This is a genomic window from Candidatus Nanopelagicales bacterium (genome assembly GCA_018003655.1).
GTDB lineage: Bacteria > Actinomycetota > Actinomycetes > S36-B12 > UBA10799 > JAGNDY01.
Genome location: JAGNDY010000019.1, coordinates 1 through 15,000, shown reverse-complemented (window position 1 = coordinate 15,000; position 15,000 = coordinate 1). Strand labels below are relative to the sequence as shown.

At 64.1% G+C, this 15,000-nt stretch carries 13 protein-coding genes (1 of these 13 only partly in view); 1 reads left to right on the top strand and 12 read right to left on the bottom strand.

Features of this window, described 5'->3' with window-relative positions; translation table 11 throughout:
- The 7 genes from argH to KAZ48_04685 all read right to left on the bottom strand — a co-directional run.
- Positions 1–1,217: the 5' portion of an argininosuccinate lyase gene (gene argH, locus KAZ48_04715; protein MBP7972081.1), read on the bottom strand. The gene continues 259 nt to the left of window position 1, outside the view; only the first 1,217 of its 1,476 coding nucleotides appear in the window; its start codon is at positions 1,215–1,217; its stop codon lies beyond the left edge, outside the window.
- On the bottom strand, positions 1,210–2,409 hold the full coding sequence (locus KAZ48_04710) for an argininosuccinate synthase (protein ID MBP7972080.1): 1,200 nt from the start codon (positions 2,407–2,409) through the stop codon (positions 1,210–1,212). The genes argH and KAZ48_04710 overlap by 8 nt, the downstream gene beginning before the upstream one ends.
- Positions 2,410–2,484: 75 nt before the next feature.
- A complete protein-coding gene (locus KAZ48_04705) occupies positions 2,485–3,027 on the bottom strand; it encodes an arginine repressor (protein ID MBP7972079.1) in 543 nt (180 codons plus the stop codon).
- Positions 3,017–4,198, bottom strand: coding sequence for an acetylornithine transaminase (locus KAZ48_04700; protein MBP7972078.1), 1,182 nt, complete (start codon positions 4,196–4,198; stop codon positions 3,017–3,019). Before KAZ48_04700 ends, KAZ48_04705 begins: the two co-directional genes overlap by 11 nt.
- A gap of 59 nt (positions 4,199–4,257) precedes the next feature.
- Entirely contained in the window at positions 4,258–5,151 is an 894-nt protein-coding gene (gene argB / locus KAZ48_04695) for an acetylglutamate kinase (GenBank protein ID MBP7972077.1), read from the bottom strand.
- A gap of 11 nt (positions 5,152–5,162) precedes the next feature.
- Positions 5,163–6,314, bottom strand: a complete 1,152-nt coding sequence (gene argJ / locus KAZ48_04690; protein ID MBP7972076.1) for a bifunctional glutamate N-acetyltransferase/amino-acid acetyltransferase ArgJ — start codon at positions 6,312–6,314, stop codon at positions 5,163–5,165.
- The gene (locus KAZ48_04685; protein ID MBP7972075.1) at positions 6,311–7,345 is read right to left on the bottom strand and encodes an N-acetyl-gamma-glutamyl-phosphate reductase; all 1,035 of its coding nucleotides are present in this window, start codon (positions 7,343–7,345) and stop codon (positions 6,311–6,313) included. The genes argJ and KAZ48_04685 overlap by 4 nt, the downstream gene beginning before the upstream one ends.
- Before the next feature lie 101 nt (positions 7,346–7,446).
- Here KAZ48_04685 and KAZ48_04680 point away from each other — a divergent pair, with 101 nt between their 5' ends.
- Complete coding sequence (locus tag KAZ48_04680) at positions 7,447–9,099, top strand: AMP-binding protein (protein MBP7972074.1); 1,653 nt, start codon at positions 7,447–7,449, stop codon at positions 9,097–9,099.
- A gap of 53 nt (positions 9,100–9,152) precedes the next feature.
- Here KAZ48_04680 and KAZ48_04675 read toward each other — a convergent pair whose 3' ends face one another.
- From KAZ48_04675 to rplT, 5 genes are all read right to left on the bottom strand, one after another.
- Entirely contained in the window at positions 9,153–11,690 is a 2,538-nt protein-coding gene (locus tag KAZ48_04675; GenBank protein ID MBP7972073.1) for a phenylalanine--tRNA ligase subunit beta, read from the bottom strand.
- A gap of 3 nt (positions 11,691–11,693) precedes the next feature.
- Positions 11,694–12,803 (bottom strand): phenylalanine--tRNA ligase subunit alpha, encoded by a 1,110-nt coding sequence (pheS, locus tag KAZ48_04670; protein ID MBP7972072.1) that lies wholly within the window; start codon positions 12,801–12,803, stop codon positions 11,694–11,696.
- A gap of 63 nt (positions 12,804–12,866) precedes the next feature.
- Positions 12,867–13,661 (bottom strand): hypothetical protein, encoded by a 795-nt coding sequence (locus KAZ48_04665; protein MBP7972071.1) that lies wholly within the window; start codon positions 13,659–13,661, stop codon positions 12,867–12,869.
- A 111-nt stretch (positions 13,662–13,772) separates the two neighbouring features.
- The gene (locus KAZ48_04660; GenBank protein MBP7972070.1) at positions 13,773–14,552 is read right to left on the bottom strand and encodes an RNA methyltransferase; all 780 of its coding nucleotides are present in this window, start codon (positions 14,550–14,552) and stop codon (positions 13,773–13,775) included.
- A gap of 50 nt (positions 14,553–14,602) precedes the next feature.
- Positions 14,603–14,977, bottom strand: a complete 375-nt coding sequence (gene rplT, locus KAZ48_04655; protein MBP7972069.1) for a 50S ribosomal protein L20 — start codon at positions 14,975–14,977, stop codon at positions 14,603–14,605.
- Positions 14,978–15,000 lie beyond the last annotated feature (23 nt).

The following is a 15,000-nucleotide window of genomic DNA, read 5'->3' as shown; positions in this document are numbered from 1 at the left end:
GACGCACCGGCGACCTCGTGAGCCTGCCGGAATGGGGTCCCGCGAGCCACGAGCCAGTCGGCAATCTCGGTAGCCAGCGCGTGGCCGTCCGGCGCGACCGCGGTCATCTTGGCCGTGTCAAAAGTCAGCGTCGCCATCAACCCTGTCATGGCGGGAGTGATGACCATGAGCGTGTCGACGGCGTCGAATACCGGCTCCTTGTCCTCCTGCAGATCGCGGTTGTAGGCGAAAGGTAGACCCTTGAGGGTTGCCAGCAGTCCAGTCAGGTCGCCAATGAGGCGACCGGCCTTCCCACGCGCCAACTCGGCGATATCGGGGTTCTTCTTCTGCGGCATGATCGACGATCCGGTTGACCAGGAATCATGCAGGGTCGCCCAGCCGAATTCCTTGCTCGACCACAGGCACACCTCTTCGCCTAACCGTGACAAATGCACTCCGACCATCGCGGCAACGAACAGGAACTCGGCCGCGAAGTCACGATCGGACACCGCGTCGATTGAGTTGCCAGCAGCGTGCCGGAAGCCCAGCTCAGCAGCTACCGCCTCCGGGTTCAATCGCAGTGCCGACCCTGACAGTGCACCGGAACCCATCGGAGAGACCGCAGTCCTTCGGTCCCAGTCCTGCAGCCGGTCCAAGTCCCGCGCAAACGCATGAATGTGTTTAGCCAGCTCGTGGCCGAAGGAAACGGGCTGAGCCCGCTGAAGGTGGGTGTACCCGGGGGCGGCGACGTCCACGTAGATCGCGGCTTGATCCGCCAGTGCTGCCTGCAGTTCTACAAGCACCCCGGCGATTGGGCGCGCGACGTCGCGCAGGTACAGCCGTAAGTCGGTGGCAATCTGGTCGTTGCGACTACGGCCGGCCCGCAACTTGCCACCGAGCGGTCCGAGCCGCTCCACGAGAATGCGTTCGATCGCCGTGTGAACGTCCTCGTCGGCCTCGTCAGCGACCACCGTGCCAGCAGCGACATCCTCTCCGAGTTGGTCGATGGCTGCCAAGACAGCGTCGAGTTCGGCAGCATCGAGCAACCCGGCCCCACTCAGTACCCGGGCGTGGGCCCGGGTCTGGAGTAGGTCATAGGGCGCTAGTCGCCAGTCGAACTGAACCGATCGTGACAGCGCAGCGAGTTCCGGACTTGGGCCAGAGGAAAATCGGCCTCCCCAAAGCGCTTTGCTGGCTGGGCCCGCCTCCCCCTGGGTTCCGTTTGTGTCGTCAGCCATTGACTTGGTCCCGCTGGGCCGCGAGCTTGGTGGGAAGACCCCACAGATCAACGAAGCCCTTGGATGCCGACTGGTCGAACGTGTCGCCGGTGTCGTAGGTGGCGAGGTTGAAGTCGTACAACGACTGGTGACTGCGCCGGCCATTGACAGTTGCCCGGCCCGCTTCCAGCCGAATGCGGATGTCGCCGGTGACATGCTCGTTGAAGTCGTCCATGAAACCGTCCAGCGCGCGACGAAGTGGGGAGAACCAGAGTCCGTCGTAGGCCAACTCAGCCCAACGCTGCCGGACACTGGTCGCGAACCGAGCCATGTCCTTCTCCACCGTCACGTTGACGAGTTCGCTATGCGCAGCGATCAGGGTCATCGCACCGGGTGCCTCGTAGACTTCACGGCTTTTGATTCCGACGAGGCGATCCTCGACAATGTCGAGCCGACCGACACCGTGGGCGCCAGCTCGCTGGTTCAACTGCTCAATTGCCTGCAGCATCGTGACCCGAACTCCGTCGATCGCGACTGGGACGCCGCGCTCGAACGTGATGATGACGTCCTCCCCGGCTTTGCCCAGCGTGGGGTCCTGGGTGTAGGAGTAAACATCCTCGATGGGCGCGTTCCAGATGTCCTCCAAGAAGCCCGTCTCGATGGCGCGGCCCCACACGTTTTGGTCGATGGAGTACGGCGAACGCTTGTTGACATCGATCGGGAGGTTCTGCTGCTCGGCGAATTCGATCGCCAAGTCCCGCGTCATCGCGTAGTCACGGACCGGTGCGATGCACGTCAGTTCGGGCGCTAGGGCGCCGATGCCGACTTCGAACCGAACCTGATCATTGCCCTTGCCGGTGCAGCCGTGGGCCACCGTGTCGGCGCCGTACCGATGCGCGGCGGCTACCAGGTGCTTAACGATCGTCGGCCGCGACAAGGCCGACACCAATGGGTACGTCCCCATGTACAGGGCGTCCGCCCGTAGCGCCGGCAGGCAGTACTCGTCGGCGAACTCGTCGCGCGCGTCGGCGACCTCGCTCTCCACTGCTCCACACTCAAGCGCCCGCTGGCGGATGACCTCAAGGTCCTCGCCACCTTGTCCCACGTCGACGGCAACCGCGACGACCTCTGCCCCGGTCTCCTTGGCGATCCAGCCGATCGCCACCGATGTGTCGAGTCCACCGGAATACGCCAGGACTACCCGCTCACTCATGTCTGCTCCTCTTCTTCCACTTGCTGTGTGTTGGTCTGAAAGTTCTGGTCGATGGAAAGTGGCCTCATCGTCGTCTCATGGTGTCGCCGCCCGCCGTGATGCCATTGCGACGAATTCGTCGGCGAGGTCCTTGCCGCCCTTGGGATCCGCGCTGACCACAAGAACAGTGTCGTCCCCGGCCACCGTGCCGATGACCTTGGGGAAGGTGGAATGGTCGATCGAGGAAGCCAGGTACTGCGCCGCGCCAGGTGGAGTCCGCAGAACGACGATGTTGCCGGAGTGATCCGCGCTGCTGACGAGTTCGCCAACGAGGCGTTCCAGCCGATGCCGGGCTGCGTCGCCAGTGTGAAACCTGGGTGCCGGATCCCCGCCGTCGCTCGGGATGGCGTACACAACTGTGCCGCTAGGCCCGACTGCTTTGGTGGCCCGCAACTCGTCCAGATCGCGAGACAGCGTCGCCTGGGTCACCTCGAAGCCGCGGTGGCTGAGCAATTCGAGCAACAACGCCTGCGAGTCGACCTCGTGGTGCTCGAGAATCTCCACGATCCGTTGGTGTCGCGCCACCTTCGTGGCGACACGAGGGTTGGTGCTCTGGGTGGACGCTTCGTCAGTGGGCATTGCTGACCTCCGCCTCGCGAGTTCGGTCGAGCAGGCCCGATAGCGCGTCGGCAAACTCATCCGCCTGCGTGATCGTCAGGTTCAGCGGTGGTGCCAGCCTGATCACATCCGGTGCTACCGCGTTGACGAGGAAGCCGCCGTGCCGTGCGGCGGTCTCAAAGCTGCGCGCGACCGGGCCAGCCAGCAGGAGCGCGCGCCACAGACCAACTCCGCGGGTTCCGAGCAGCAGGTCATGCTCCACCTCGTCGAAGCGCTCCTGCCAGTGACGGCCCACTGCGGTTACGTTGTCGAGTAGTTGCTCGGCCTCAATGGTGTCGATCACGGCCAACGCGACGGCACACGAGACCGGGTTCCCGCCAAATGTCGAGCCGTGCTCGCCAGGAGCGAAGAGCTCCCCGGCGGCGCCAAACCCGATACACGCGCCGAGCGGGAATCCACCAGCCAAACCCTTTGCCAACGTCAGGACGTCGGGGACCACGCCCTCATTGAGGCTGGCGAACCAGGTTCCGGTGCGACCCATGCCGGACTGCACCTCGTCTACCACCAGCAATGCTCCGGACCGGTCGCAGATGCGCCGCGCTGCGGCGAGGTAGCCCTCTGGTGGCACGACGACGCCACCTTCGCCCAGGACTGGCTCAAGGAAGACTGCGGCAGTTCGCTCGGTCACTGCCGCAGACAACGCGCCTTCGTCGCCATACGGCACGAAGTTCACTGGCCCGGGCAACGGTTCGAATGGATCGCGCTTGGCCGGACTACCGGTGATTGAAAGCGCACCCATGGTGCGTCCGTGAAACGAACCGGCTGCTGCGACGATCTCGAGCCTTGAACCTGCAGGGTCGAGTTTGCGCCCATGCTTGCGTGCGAGTTTGTACGCAGCCTCGTTAGCTGTGGCACCGTCCTGACAGAAGAAGATCCGGCCGTCCTGGCCAGTCAGGTCAAGCAGGCGGTGCGCCAAGTTCAGACTTGGCCGATTGCCGTACAGGTTGCTGGTGTGAACGAGTTGTTGCGCCTGCTCAGCTGCTGCGGCCGCGATAGCCGGGTGGGCGTGGCCCAGGCTTGAGGTTGCGATGCCTGCGAGTAGATCGAGGTAGGAGTTGCCCTCAACGTCCCACACGGTCGCGCCGTTACCGTGCGACAGGAAAATCGGGGGCGTCCCGTAGTTGAACATCATCAGGTCTTGCCACTGCCGTGCGAGCCCGTCGCTGGCGCTGGTGGGTTGGCTCTGTTGGTTCACGGCTGATCGCCAGCCTCGGCCTCGTCATCGGCGTAGATCATCGTGCCAATGCCCTCATCGGTGAAGACCTCGAGCAACATGGCGTGAGGGACTCGTCCGTCGATGACGTGCACCCGACGAACGCCTTCTTCAACAGCCTCAAGGCAGGCCTGCATTTTGGGGATCATTCCGCCGTCGAGTGCCGGTAGCAGGTCGGCGAGCTCGGAGGCACTCATCGCGCTGATCAGCGATTCCGTGTCCGGCCAGTCGCGATAGACGCCGGCCACATCGGTCATCATGACGAGCTTGTTCGCCCTCAGGCCGACGGCCAGGGCTGCCGCAGCGGTGTCTGCGTTGACGTTGTAGACGGTGCCGTCGGCGCCAGCGGCGATGCTGGAGACTACCGGGATCAAACCATCGTTGAGCAGGATCTGAACCAGGTTGGGCCGAACGGATCCAACGTCTCCGACCAGCCCGATATCGACTGGGGCGCCGTCGGCATGGACCAACCGCTGGGTCGCTTCAAGCAAGGACGCGTCCTCCCCTGACACCCCAACGGCAAACGGGCCATGCCGGTTGATCAGATTCACCAACTCACGCTGCACCTGGCCGGTGAGCACCATCCGAGCGACGTCGAGGACCTCCGGCGTCGTCACCCTTACCCCAGCCCGGAACTCCGAGGCGATATTCAGCCGCTTGAGCATGTCGCTGATCTGTGGTCCACCCCCGTGAACAACGACGGGTTTGAGGCCGGCGAGCCGCAGGAAGGCGATGTCAGCCGCGAAGGCAGCCTTCAACCGCTCGTCGACCATGGCGTTGCCGCCGTACTTGATGACGACGGTCGAGCCGTGGAATCGCTTGAGCCAGGGCAGTGCCTGCGCTAGCACCTCTGCCTTGTCTCCCGGAGTCATCGGATGGGTGCTCACGTCGAGTACGCCGAGTTCTCGTGAACATAGGCGGCCGTCAAATCGTTGGTCCAGACCGTTGAGGTCGATGACCCGGCGTGGAGGTCGATCACCACGGTGATGACTCGCCCGGTCAGATCCACCGTCGAGCGATCCGCCCCGGCGGCTCCGCCACGACAAACCTGCGCGCCGTTGATTTGGACGTCGATGAGATTCGGGTCGAACTCGACCGACGTCGCGCCAACTGCAGAGATGACTCGGCCCCAGTTTGGATCTTCGCCGTACATGGCGCACTTGAAGAGGTTGCTTCGAGCTACTGACCGGGCAGCTCTGGTGGCGTCGGCATCGCTGGGAGCGCCAACCACGTCGATCTGAATCTCCTTGGAGGCGCCCTCAGCGTCAGCTACCAAAGCCCGCGCGAGCCTTGCGCAGACTGTCGTCAACGCCACCTTGAAATCGGCCTCGCTCGGCTCGACTCCCGACGCGCCACTGGCCAGTAGCAGGACTGTGTCATTGGTCGACATGCAGCCATCCGAGTCGACCCGGTCGAAGGTGGTGGCGACCGCGGCAATGAGGGCAGAATCGGCCAGTTCCGCGCTGATGACAGCGTCGGTGGTGACCGTGCTCAGCATGGTCGCCATGCCCGGCGCGAGCATGCCCGCCCCTTTCGCCATCCCGCCAACGACAAATCCATTGGTCGTGATCGCCGCCGTCTTGGGCACCGTGTCCGTCGTCATGATCGCGACTGCGGCCGCGTCGCCACCGTCGGTCGACAACGTCCGGGCTGCTTGGTCGAAACCATCGAGCAGTTTGCCCATCGGCAGTCGCTCGCCGATCAACCCGGTTGAACAAACCGCCACCTCGCCTGCGCCGATTCCCAGCAGTGCTGCCACAGACTCGGCGCTGCGGTGGGTATCGGCGAAGCCATCAGGTCCGGTGCAGGCGTTCGCTCCCCCGGAGTTCAACGCGACTGCGCGCAGTTCTCCGTCCGTGACAACCTGCTGGCTCCATAGGACCGGCGCAGCCTTGACCCGGTTGCTGGTGAATACCCCGGCAGCGACCTCAAGGGGTCCGTCGTTGACGACCAAGGCAACATCGGGGCGGCCTGACGCCTTGAGACCGGCTGCAACCCCACTGGCCCGAAACCCCTGTGCCGATGTCACGCTCATGGGGTCATCCCGTCTGTGTTCAATCCACTTGCCTCGGCCAGGCCGACCATGATGTTTGCGCACTGAATTGCCTGGCCGGCCGCTCCCTTGGTGAGGTTGTCGATTGCCGCCACGATCACGGCGCGACCTGCGTGCTCATCGGCGAATACCTGCAGAGTCGCTGTGTTGGAGCCCAACACAGCAGCGGTCGTCGGCGTCGTGCCTGCGTCAAGCAACCGCACGAACGGTTCGCCCTTGTAAGCGCTGGCATATGCAGCAACGAGCCATTCCAGGTTCGCTCCTTGTGCCAGTCGTGCTGTCGACGTCGCCAAGATCCCTCGAGGCATCGGCGCCAGGAACGGCGTGAAGGACAAGGTGACGGCGTCGCTGGACAGCACAGTCAATTCCTGCTCGACCTCGGCTGTGTGCTGGTGCGACCCGCCCACCTTGTAGGCCGACAGTGTGCCCATCACCTCGGTCGCGGACAACGCAACAGTCGCCTTGCGGCCAGCCCCGGAGGTTCCGCTGGCAGCCGTCACGACGATGTCGGCGGGCTCCACCAACTGCGAACGCAGCGCGGGGGCAAGCGAAAGTTGGATCGCTGTCGCGTAGCAGCCCGCGACGGCGACTCTGCGCGATCGCGCCAGTTCCTCGCGCCGTCCGGGCAGTTCGGGTAACCCGTAGGTCCATGGTTCGCTGCGGGTCGCCGGACCGTAGTAACGATCCCATGCGGCGGGATCGTGCAAGCGGTGGTCTGCACCAAGATCGACCACGTACTGATCCGCTGGCAGCGCCGCAGTCAGTGCGGACGACTCGCCATGCGGAAGCGCAACAAAGACGAGGTCGAGTTCGCCCAACTCATCAGGATCCGTGTGGCTGAATACTTCTCCCGACAGTGACCCCAAACCTGGGTGCACCGACGTGATCTGCACTCCCGCGGCGGTGTTCGCGGCAGCGACTCTCAGCTCGAACTCCGGATGCCCGGCGAGCAGTCGCAACAACTCCCCACCGGCGTATCCAGACGCCCCGACGACACCGACACTCATGACCACCCGACCAAATATACGCATATGCGTAACTACGGTGCCGCTTGGAGGGTGCAAATCACGGAGCCGGTGCTTGGGTTGGATGCGCGACCAGTCACGATAGCCCTGTGTTTCGCGACCTGCGCCTCTACCGAGTTACCGACACCGCCCGAGTCCTGGGCGCAGCCACGCGGGGTGTGTCGAGATCCGGCCTGATCAGACCGACCAGTCCACGCGCGACTCTGCAACTCACCGCAGGGGTGGTGCGGTGGGGTACAAGCCCCGGCGTGGGGTTCGCGTTGGGGGCCGCGCGTCACCCGTCCGAGGCAGCCGTAATCGACGTCGACGACCCAGATCGGGCAGTTGTCTCCTTCATCGAGATGGATCACCGCTGCAGCGCCGTCGCGGTCTCACTGCTCGACCGTGGGATTGGCCCGGGTTCCCGGGTGGGCCTCCTTGCGCGCAACTCGCGGGGGTTCCTCGAGACACTGGTGGCGGTGTCCCGCACGGGCGCGGACCTGGTGTATTTGAACACCTCGGCTGCGCCTGAAGCCATCGCCAGCGTCATCGCCGAGCAGGGACTGTCGTTGGTCTTCCGGGATCAGGAGTTCGCCTCGGTGGTCCCGAAGTCAATTCCGACCATCAGCACGGACGAAAAGTCGGGAGTGGCATTACTCGCCAGCTTGCCCATTCGGCGCGAGTTGCCGACGGTGGCGAATCAGGGCAAACATGTGATCCTGACCTCGGGCACGACGAGTGGTCGATCGCGTGGAGCTGGTCGTTCGTCGGTTCCGCTGGACGCCGCCGCCGCGGTACTCGATGCGTTTCCGATCAAGATGCGCGACACCATGCTGATCGCTGCGCCGCTGTTCCACGCGTGGGGGTGGATGCACCACCGCCTCGCGACCCTGCTGGACGCCACTGAAGTCGTTGTCCGACGCCCCGAGCCGGAGCGGGTCCTCGCCCTCATCGAGGAATACCAAGTCGAGACGCTCGTCACTGTTCCGGTGATCCTGCATCGGCTCGCAAGCCTGCCCGAGGACGTGCTCCGCAAATATGACACCTCTTCGCTGCGCTGTGTGGCAGTCAGTGGATCGGCACTGCCCGGCGACTTGGCCATCGAATTCATGGATACGTTCGGCGACATCCTGTACAACCTCTATGGGAGCACCGAGGCCGCGTTTGCGACTTGCGCTGACCCTGCCGACCTGCGGGCCGATCCGCAGACAGCGGGCAAGCCGTTGGCTGGCGTTCACATCGAGATATTGGACGTGCGCGGGCGGAAAGTACCAACTGACGTGGACGGCCGGGTGTACGTCGGAAGCCGAACCACCTTCGACGGATACACCGACGGCAGTGACAAGGAACGCACGCGCGGATTGGTTTTCACTGGCGACATCGGTCGGCTCGACAATGAGGGAAGACTCACGATCGTCGGTCGTGCCGACGACATGGTGATCACCGGCGGGGAGAACGTGCACCCGACCGAGGTTGAAGAGGTGCTGCTCGGCAGCTCCGACGTCGATGACGTCGCGGTGGTCGGCGTCCCGGATCCCGTTTACGGCGCCGCCCTGGTTGCTCATGTTGTCCCACACGATCCGGCCCGCGCGGACGAACAGTTGCTCCTGGCGTGGTCGCGAGACCGACTCGGCCCACACCATCGGCCACGCAAAGTCGTGTTCCACGAAGAACTGCCGCGCAACGCGACTGGCAAAGTCCTTAGGCGAGCGTTGGCCGGGGATGCGGAAGCGACTGAACCGGACGACGACGAATTGCTCTGAGGCCACGCTGAGCATGTTGCGCGAGCGTGGACGGCCATCCTGCTAGCAGGTGCTCACGCGGGTCCGCGAAGTACCGCCCCACACTGTTGCACTGCCTGGGCGACCGCGGCGTCGCGGGCAGCGGTCACCTCCTCGAGGGCCAACGTCCGATCGGGAGCCCGGAAACGCAACGCGTACGCCAGTGATTTGAGCCCTTCGCCAACCTGCGGACCGTCGTACACGTCGAATAGTCGGACCGACTCCAGGAGTGCACCGGCCCCTTCGCGCAGTGCCTCTTGCACGTCAGCCGCAGGCGTTTGCCTCGACACCACCAAGGCGACGTCTTCTTTTGCCACTGGCATTGCCGAGAAGTCGGGTGCTTTCACCACGACCTCGGCGCCCGCACTAATGACGGCACCGAGGTTCAGTTCGAACGCGACGGTGCGCGCCGGAAGATCCCACTGCGCCGCGACCTTCGGGTGGAGTTCGCCGGCGTAGCCAATCGGCTCATCGCCCAAGCTGAGAGCCGCGCAACGGCCGGGGTGGAACGGTGCGAAGGTGCCAGCCTCCGCCGTGAGGGCAACGTTGAGCTCTGCGGCAATTCTGACCGCAGCAGCGATCGCGTCGGACCAATCGATCGGCCGTCCCGGGCCCCACCAGCCGGGACGCTCCCACGTTCCAGCCAGTACTGCCCCGACGTGCAGGGGCTGGTCGGGCAGCAATCGGTTCAACCCAGCGATCTGGTCGGCGGTGGGTCGGACATCAACAGGAAGCCTGGCAACCGGATCGGAACCCGGCGATGGGAGGAACACCGAGCCAATCTCGAATACGCGCACCGAATCGGCGCCGCGAGAGACATTTCGTCGGGCCACCGCCAGCAGGCCAGGCAACAACGTGGTGCGCATACCCGGTGCCTCGTCGGACAGCGGATTGGCGAGGGTCACAAGATTGGCCAGGGAATCGTCGAGCGAGATGCCAGTGCGCGACAGGTCGGACTCGCCGATGAATGGGTAGGTCAGTGTCTCCACCAGACCAAGGGAGGCCGCGACGCGACTGGCCCGCCGGCGCAATTGTTGGGCCCTGGTCAAGCCGCGACCTGCGTGCCCATGTGGCAACCTGGACGGGATCTGGTCGTACCCAATGATGCGGATGACCTCCTCGGCCAAGTCCGCTGGATCAGTCAGATCAGGTCGCCAACTCGGCGCAAGCACCTGCAACGTCTGTGCCCCATCAGCACCACTCGAACCAGCCGCGCCGTCCGCACCGGGGACTAGTGAGACCACGCATCCGACCAGTTGCAGGTCCGTGATCACTTTGTCGGTTGCAATATCCATCCCGGCAACTCGGGCCGGGTAGTCCCCCGCCATGGTGATCGCAGATACGTCAACGGGAGTTTCCTCCGCGAGCAGGCCCACATTGCTGGCGCCGGTTAGTTCCACCAGCAGCGCCGCCGCCGTGCCTGAGGCGTACGCCGCTACGTCGCGGTCGACGCCGCGCTCGAACCTGCGGGATGCCTCGGAGGTGAGCTTGTGCCGACGGGACATCTTTGCAACGGTAATCGGATCAAAGTGAGCGGCCTCAATGACGATACTGGAGCTGCCATCGCCGATTTCGCTGTTGAGTCCACCCATCGTTCCGGCGAGCGCCAACGGACCGGAATCATCAGCAATCAGCAAGTCCGCAGGGTCTAACTCCCGAACCACATGGTCGAGGGTCTCCAACCGCTCGCCGGGCTCCGCCCTTCGCGCGGTCAGTCCGCCGCTGAGGGCGTCAGCGTCGAACGCGTGCAAAGGCTGGCCGGTGGCGAGCATGACGTAGTTGGTGACGTCGACGACGACGCTCACCGACCGCATTCCAGCGGCGACGAGCCGCTGCTTCATCCACAGCGGCGTCGGTGCCGACGTGTCGACGCCCACCAACGTGCGGGTCGTGAACAGGTCGCAACCACTCGGATCACTGATGTGACAGCCCACTGGCTGGCGCGCGTCTCCCGTCGGTGCGGGCAGGTCCGCCAATTCCATCGCACGGTCGCGGAACGGGGCATCGAATGCGATTGCCGCCTCCCGTGCAACTCCCCTGATGGACAGCGCATAACCCCGGTCGGGTGTGACGGCGATGTCGAGCACGTCTTCGCCAAGTCCCAACAACGCCGCGGCCGACTCGCCGGGCGACGCAGATCCTGCCGGGAGCACCATGATTCCGTCATGGTCGTCACCCAGATCGAGTTCAGCCGACGAACAGATCATGCCGTCGGAGGTGTGGCCGTAGGTCTTGCGTGCGCTAATAGCGAATCCGCCGGGTAGCTCCGAGCCGGGCAGCGCCACGACCACCAGATCACCGACAGCGAAATTGTTCGCGCCACAGACGATCCCCTGCAGGACATCGGGTCCGCCACCAACGTCGACGCGGCAGAACCGGATGGGCTTCTTGAAGTCGGTCAAGTCAGTGATGTGCTCGACGCGCCCAACCACCACCGGCCCGCCGACGGCTCCGATCGTCTCGACGGTTTCAACTTCCAGGCCCATCCTGATCAGGCCAGCGGCCAGTGCACGGCCATCAATGGATTCGGGAAGCTCAACAAATTCGCGCAGCCAGGACATCGGCACTCGCATGGTCTAACCCTCCAAGCCGAATGCCGAGGTGAATCGAATGTCGCCCTCGACGATGTCGCGCATATCGGTGATGTCGTGGCGGAACATCAACGTCCGCTCCAGACCCATTCCGAAAGCAAAGCCGGAATACCGATCCGAATCGATGCCGCACGCGGCCAGTACCCGGGGGTTGACCATGCCGCAGCCGCCCCATTCGATCCAGCCCTCGCTGCCACACGTGCGACAGGGGTGCGCGGGATCACCAACACTCGCGCCCCGACATGCGAAGCACTGCAGATCCAATTCAGCACTTGGTTCGGTGAATGGAAAGTACGACGGTCGCAGGCGGGTCACGAGACCCTCGCCGAAGATTGCAGCCGCCAGGTGATCGAGCGTGCCCTTGAGGTCGGCCATCGTGATGCCCTCGTCCACGGCGAGTCCCTCGATCTGGTGGAAGACCGGGGTGTGCGTGGCATCCAACTCGTCAGTTCGGTAAACGCGTCCTGGGCAGACAACGTAGACCGGCAACTCCCGATCCAGCAGTGCCCGAATTTGGACCGGCGAGGTGTGAGTTCGCAGCACCACCGAGCTGTCAGGTGAGTCAACGAAGAAGGTGTCCTGCATGGTGCGGGCCGGGTGATCTAGCGCCATGTTGAGCGCGTCGAAGTTGAACCACTCCGCCTCGACCTCGGGGCCTTCGGCGACCTCGTAGCCCATGGCGACGAAGACATCGGCGAGGTGCTCGGCGACCGCAGTCAAGGGGTGGCGGCCTCCGATCGGCGTGCGATCAGACGGCAGGGTGACATCAACAGCCTCTTCAACCAAAACGCGGGCGTCCTGTTCGGCCTCAAGCTCACCTTGGCGACGCTCAATCGCCGCCCGAACCGCTCCACGCGCCTTTCCTACCCGCTTGCCGGCTTCCGCCTTGGCTGCTGGCGGCAATGCGCCAATCTCGCGATTGGCCAGGGCCAACGCAGACCGGTCCCCGGCATGGTCGATCCGAACCTGTTTGAGGTCGGCAAGATCGGAGGCTCGTGCAACCGCTGCCTCGGCCAACGCTTGGGCGGCCGCAATCGCTGCCGGATCCAAGGCACTGACTTCTACTGGGTCATAGTCTTTGTTTGGCGCTGACATCTGCTCCTCAATCCGCCCCGGAGTCTAGTTGGGGCGGATTGAACTCCCCACAACGACCGTCGATCAAGCCTCTGACATGACCTCAGGCGTAGGAGCCTGCTGATCGCGCTCGGTCTGGCGCCGGTTGGCCTCGGTGAGTTCCGCCTCCGGGACCGGCGGTGAGTCGATTCGCGTGATCGGATGGCGCGCATCGATCCACGCCTCAAGATCGGGGGCCGACTCGTAGGACGTAATCAGGCAGTACCGCGGCTGGTCACCTGGGTGCCACACCGCGTGGTAGAGCCGCTGGGTGTCAATGATCGCCTGCGTTCCGGCGGGTAGCGGCACGCGCGTCTCGGTCGCGGGGTCATTCTTGTCCTCGCGCAGGATCATGACTGAATCCTGGTCATCGGTGAGGTTGAAGAAGGCACGCACGATCCACCCCGTGCCATCAGGGTTGAGGCGGTTGTTGTCATCAATGTGCAGATTGTGGATTGCGTCGGCGTAGGTGTTGGGCTGCAACTCGATGACGCGGCAGCGACCGATGTTGACATCAGGCTCCTTGGCGCGCTCGACGAGGCGCGGGCCGAGTTCGACGTTTTGCTCGACCCAGACGCCGTCCTTGTCGGTCTTGGCTGGTGTGTGGTTCCAGAAGCCATCGCACTCAAGGTCGCCATATGCCGAGGCGAGCGGTGAGAAGCGGGTGTCACCGGAGGATTTCCAGTCCACATACTCGATGTCTAGCCATTCGGTTGGATCCTGCGACTGGTCGTAGGAATCGACAACAACGAAGCCACTGTCATCCAGGATTGGCATTTTGTAGTACGACATTTGAGTGTCCTCCACGAGGTCCGAACTGGGCAAATTCACATCTTCCACGCCAGGTTACCCCGCCAAACTTGCCAGGAAACCTCCACGATTCATACAACCCACGCCAGCGGGCCGCGTCCGAGCGGGCCACCGTGAAGTGGCTTTGACTCCGTCGCTACCTCATCTGGCTGCAATGGCGGATGCGTAGAGGCACACTGCCGCAGCAGCGCCAACGTTCAAGCTCTCGGCGTGACCGTAGATCGGGATGCGAACTGTCAAGTCGCACGCGGCCACAATCGCTGCGTCCAAGCCATGGGCCTCATTGCCGAAGACCCACGCTGTGGGTGCCGCGATCACGTCGTGAAGCTGGTCGGAAAAGAGCTCGACTTCGGCAGCCCCCGACGTTGCGATGAACCGACACAACTCGACAGGAAGTGCCGCTCGCACTTGCTCGAAGGTAGATCCGGTGAGGACTGGCAGATGGAAGATTGAACCAGTGCTGGCCCGCACCGCCTTGTTGTTGTACGGGTCGCAACTGCCCGACGTCAGAATCACGCCGTCGGCTCCGGCGGCGTCAGCGATCCGGATAAGCGTGCCAACATTGCCCGGATCGGCAGGTGCGACCGCGACGGCGACCAGTGTCGGCGACGACGCAGCGAACGCTGCGAGCGTCGGCTGCTCAACCATCGCCGTAATCGCGACGATCCCCTGTGAGGTGACCGTGTCGGTCAAGCCGGCGAAATCGTCACTGACCAACTGGACTGGGAGGCCTTGGTCGAGTGCGTCCTGGGTCAATTCGCCGTGGCTTGGCGACTCGTTGCGTTGGTCGACGAACAGTTCCAACGCGAGCGCCGCGCGCAGCGCCTCCCGCACGGCCTGCGGGCCCTCGGCCAGGAATCGTCCCTGTGCTTGCCGTTCAGCCTTGCGTTTGAGCGCTCGGGCCCGACGGAAACTGGCCATACTCGCAGCCTGCGCTTCAGCCAAGCTCACCGCTGGTTCGCGCAGCTGAGCTAGGCGGCGGGTGACTCGACCACGACGGCGTCGCGGGCGATCTGCACGAGAGCGCTGAAAGCCGCTGAATCGTTGACAGCCAACTCGGCCAACATGCGACGATCGACTTCGATTTCAGCTGCCTTGAGGCCCTGAATGAACCTGTTGTAGGTCATCCCGTTGGCCCTGGAGGCCGCGTTGATGCGCTGAATCCACAGGCGGCGGAACTCACCCTTGCGCGCACGGCGGTCACGGTACGAGTAGACCATCGAGTGGGTGACTTGCTCTTTTGCCTTGCGGTACAGCCTGGATCGCTGGCCGCGGTAACCGCTGGCGCGCTCGAGGACTGCCCGACGCTTCTTGTGCGCATTGACTGCGCGCTTGACGCGTGCCACAACTTTCTCCTTGCGTTAGCGAC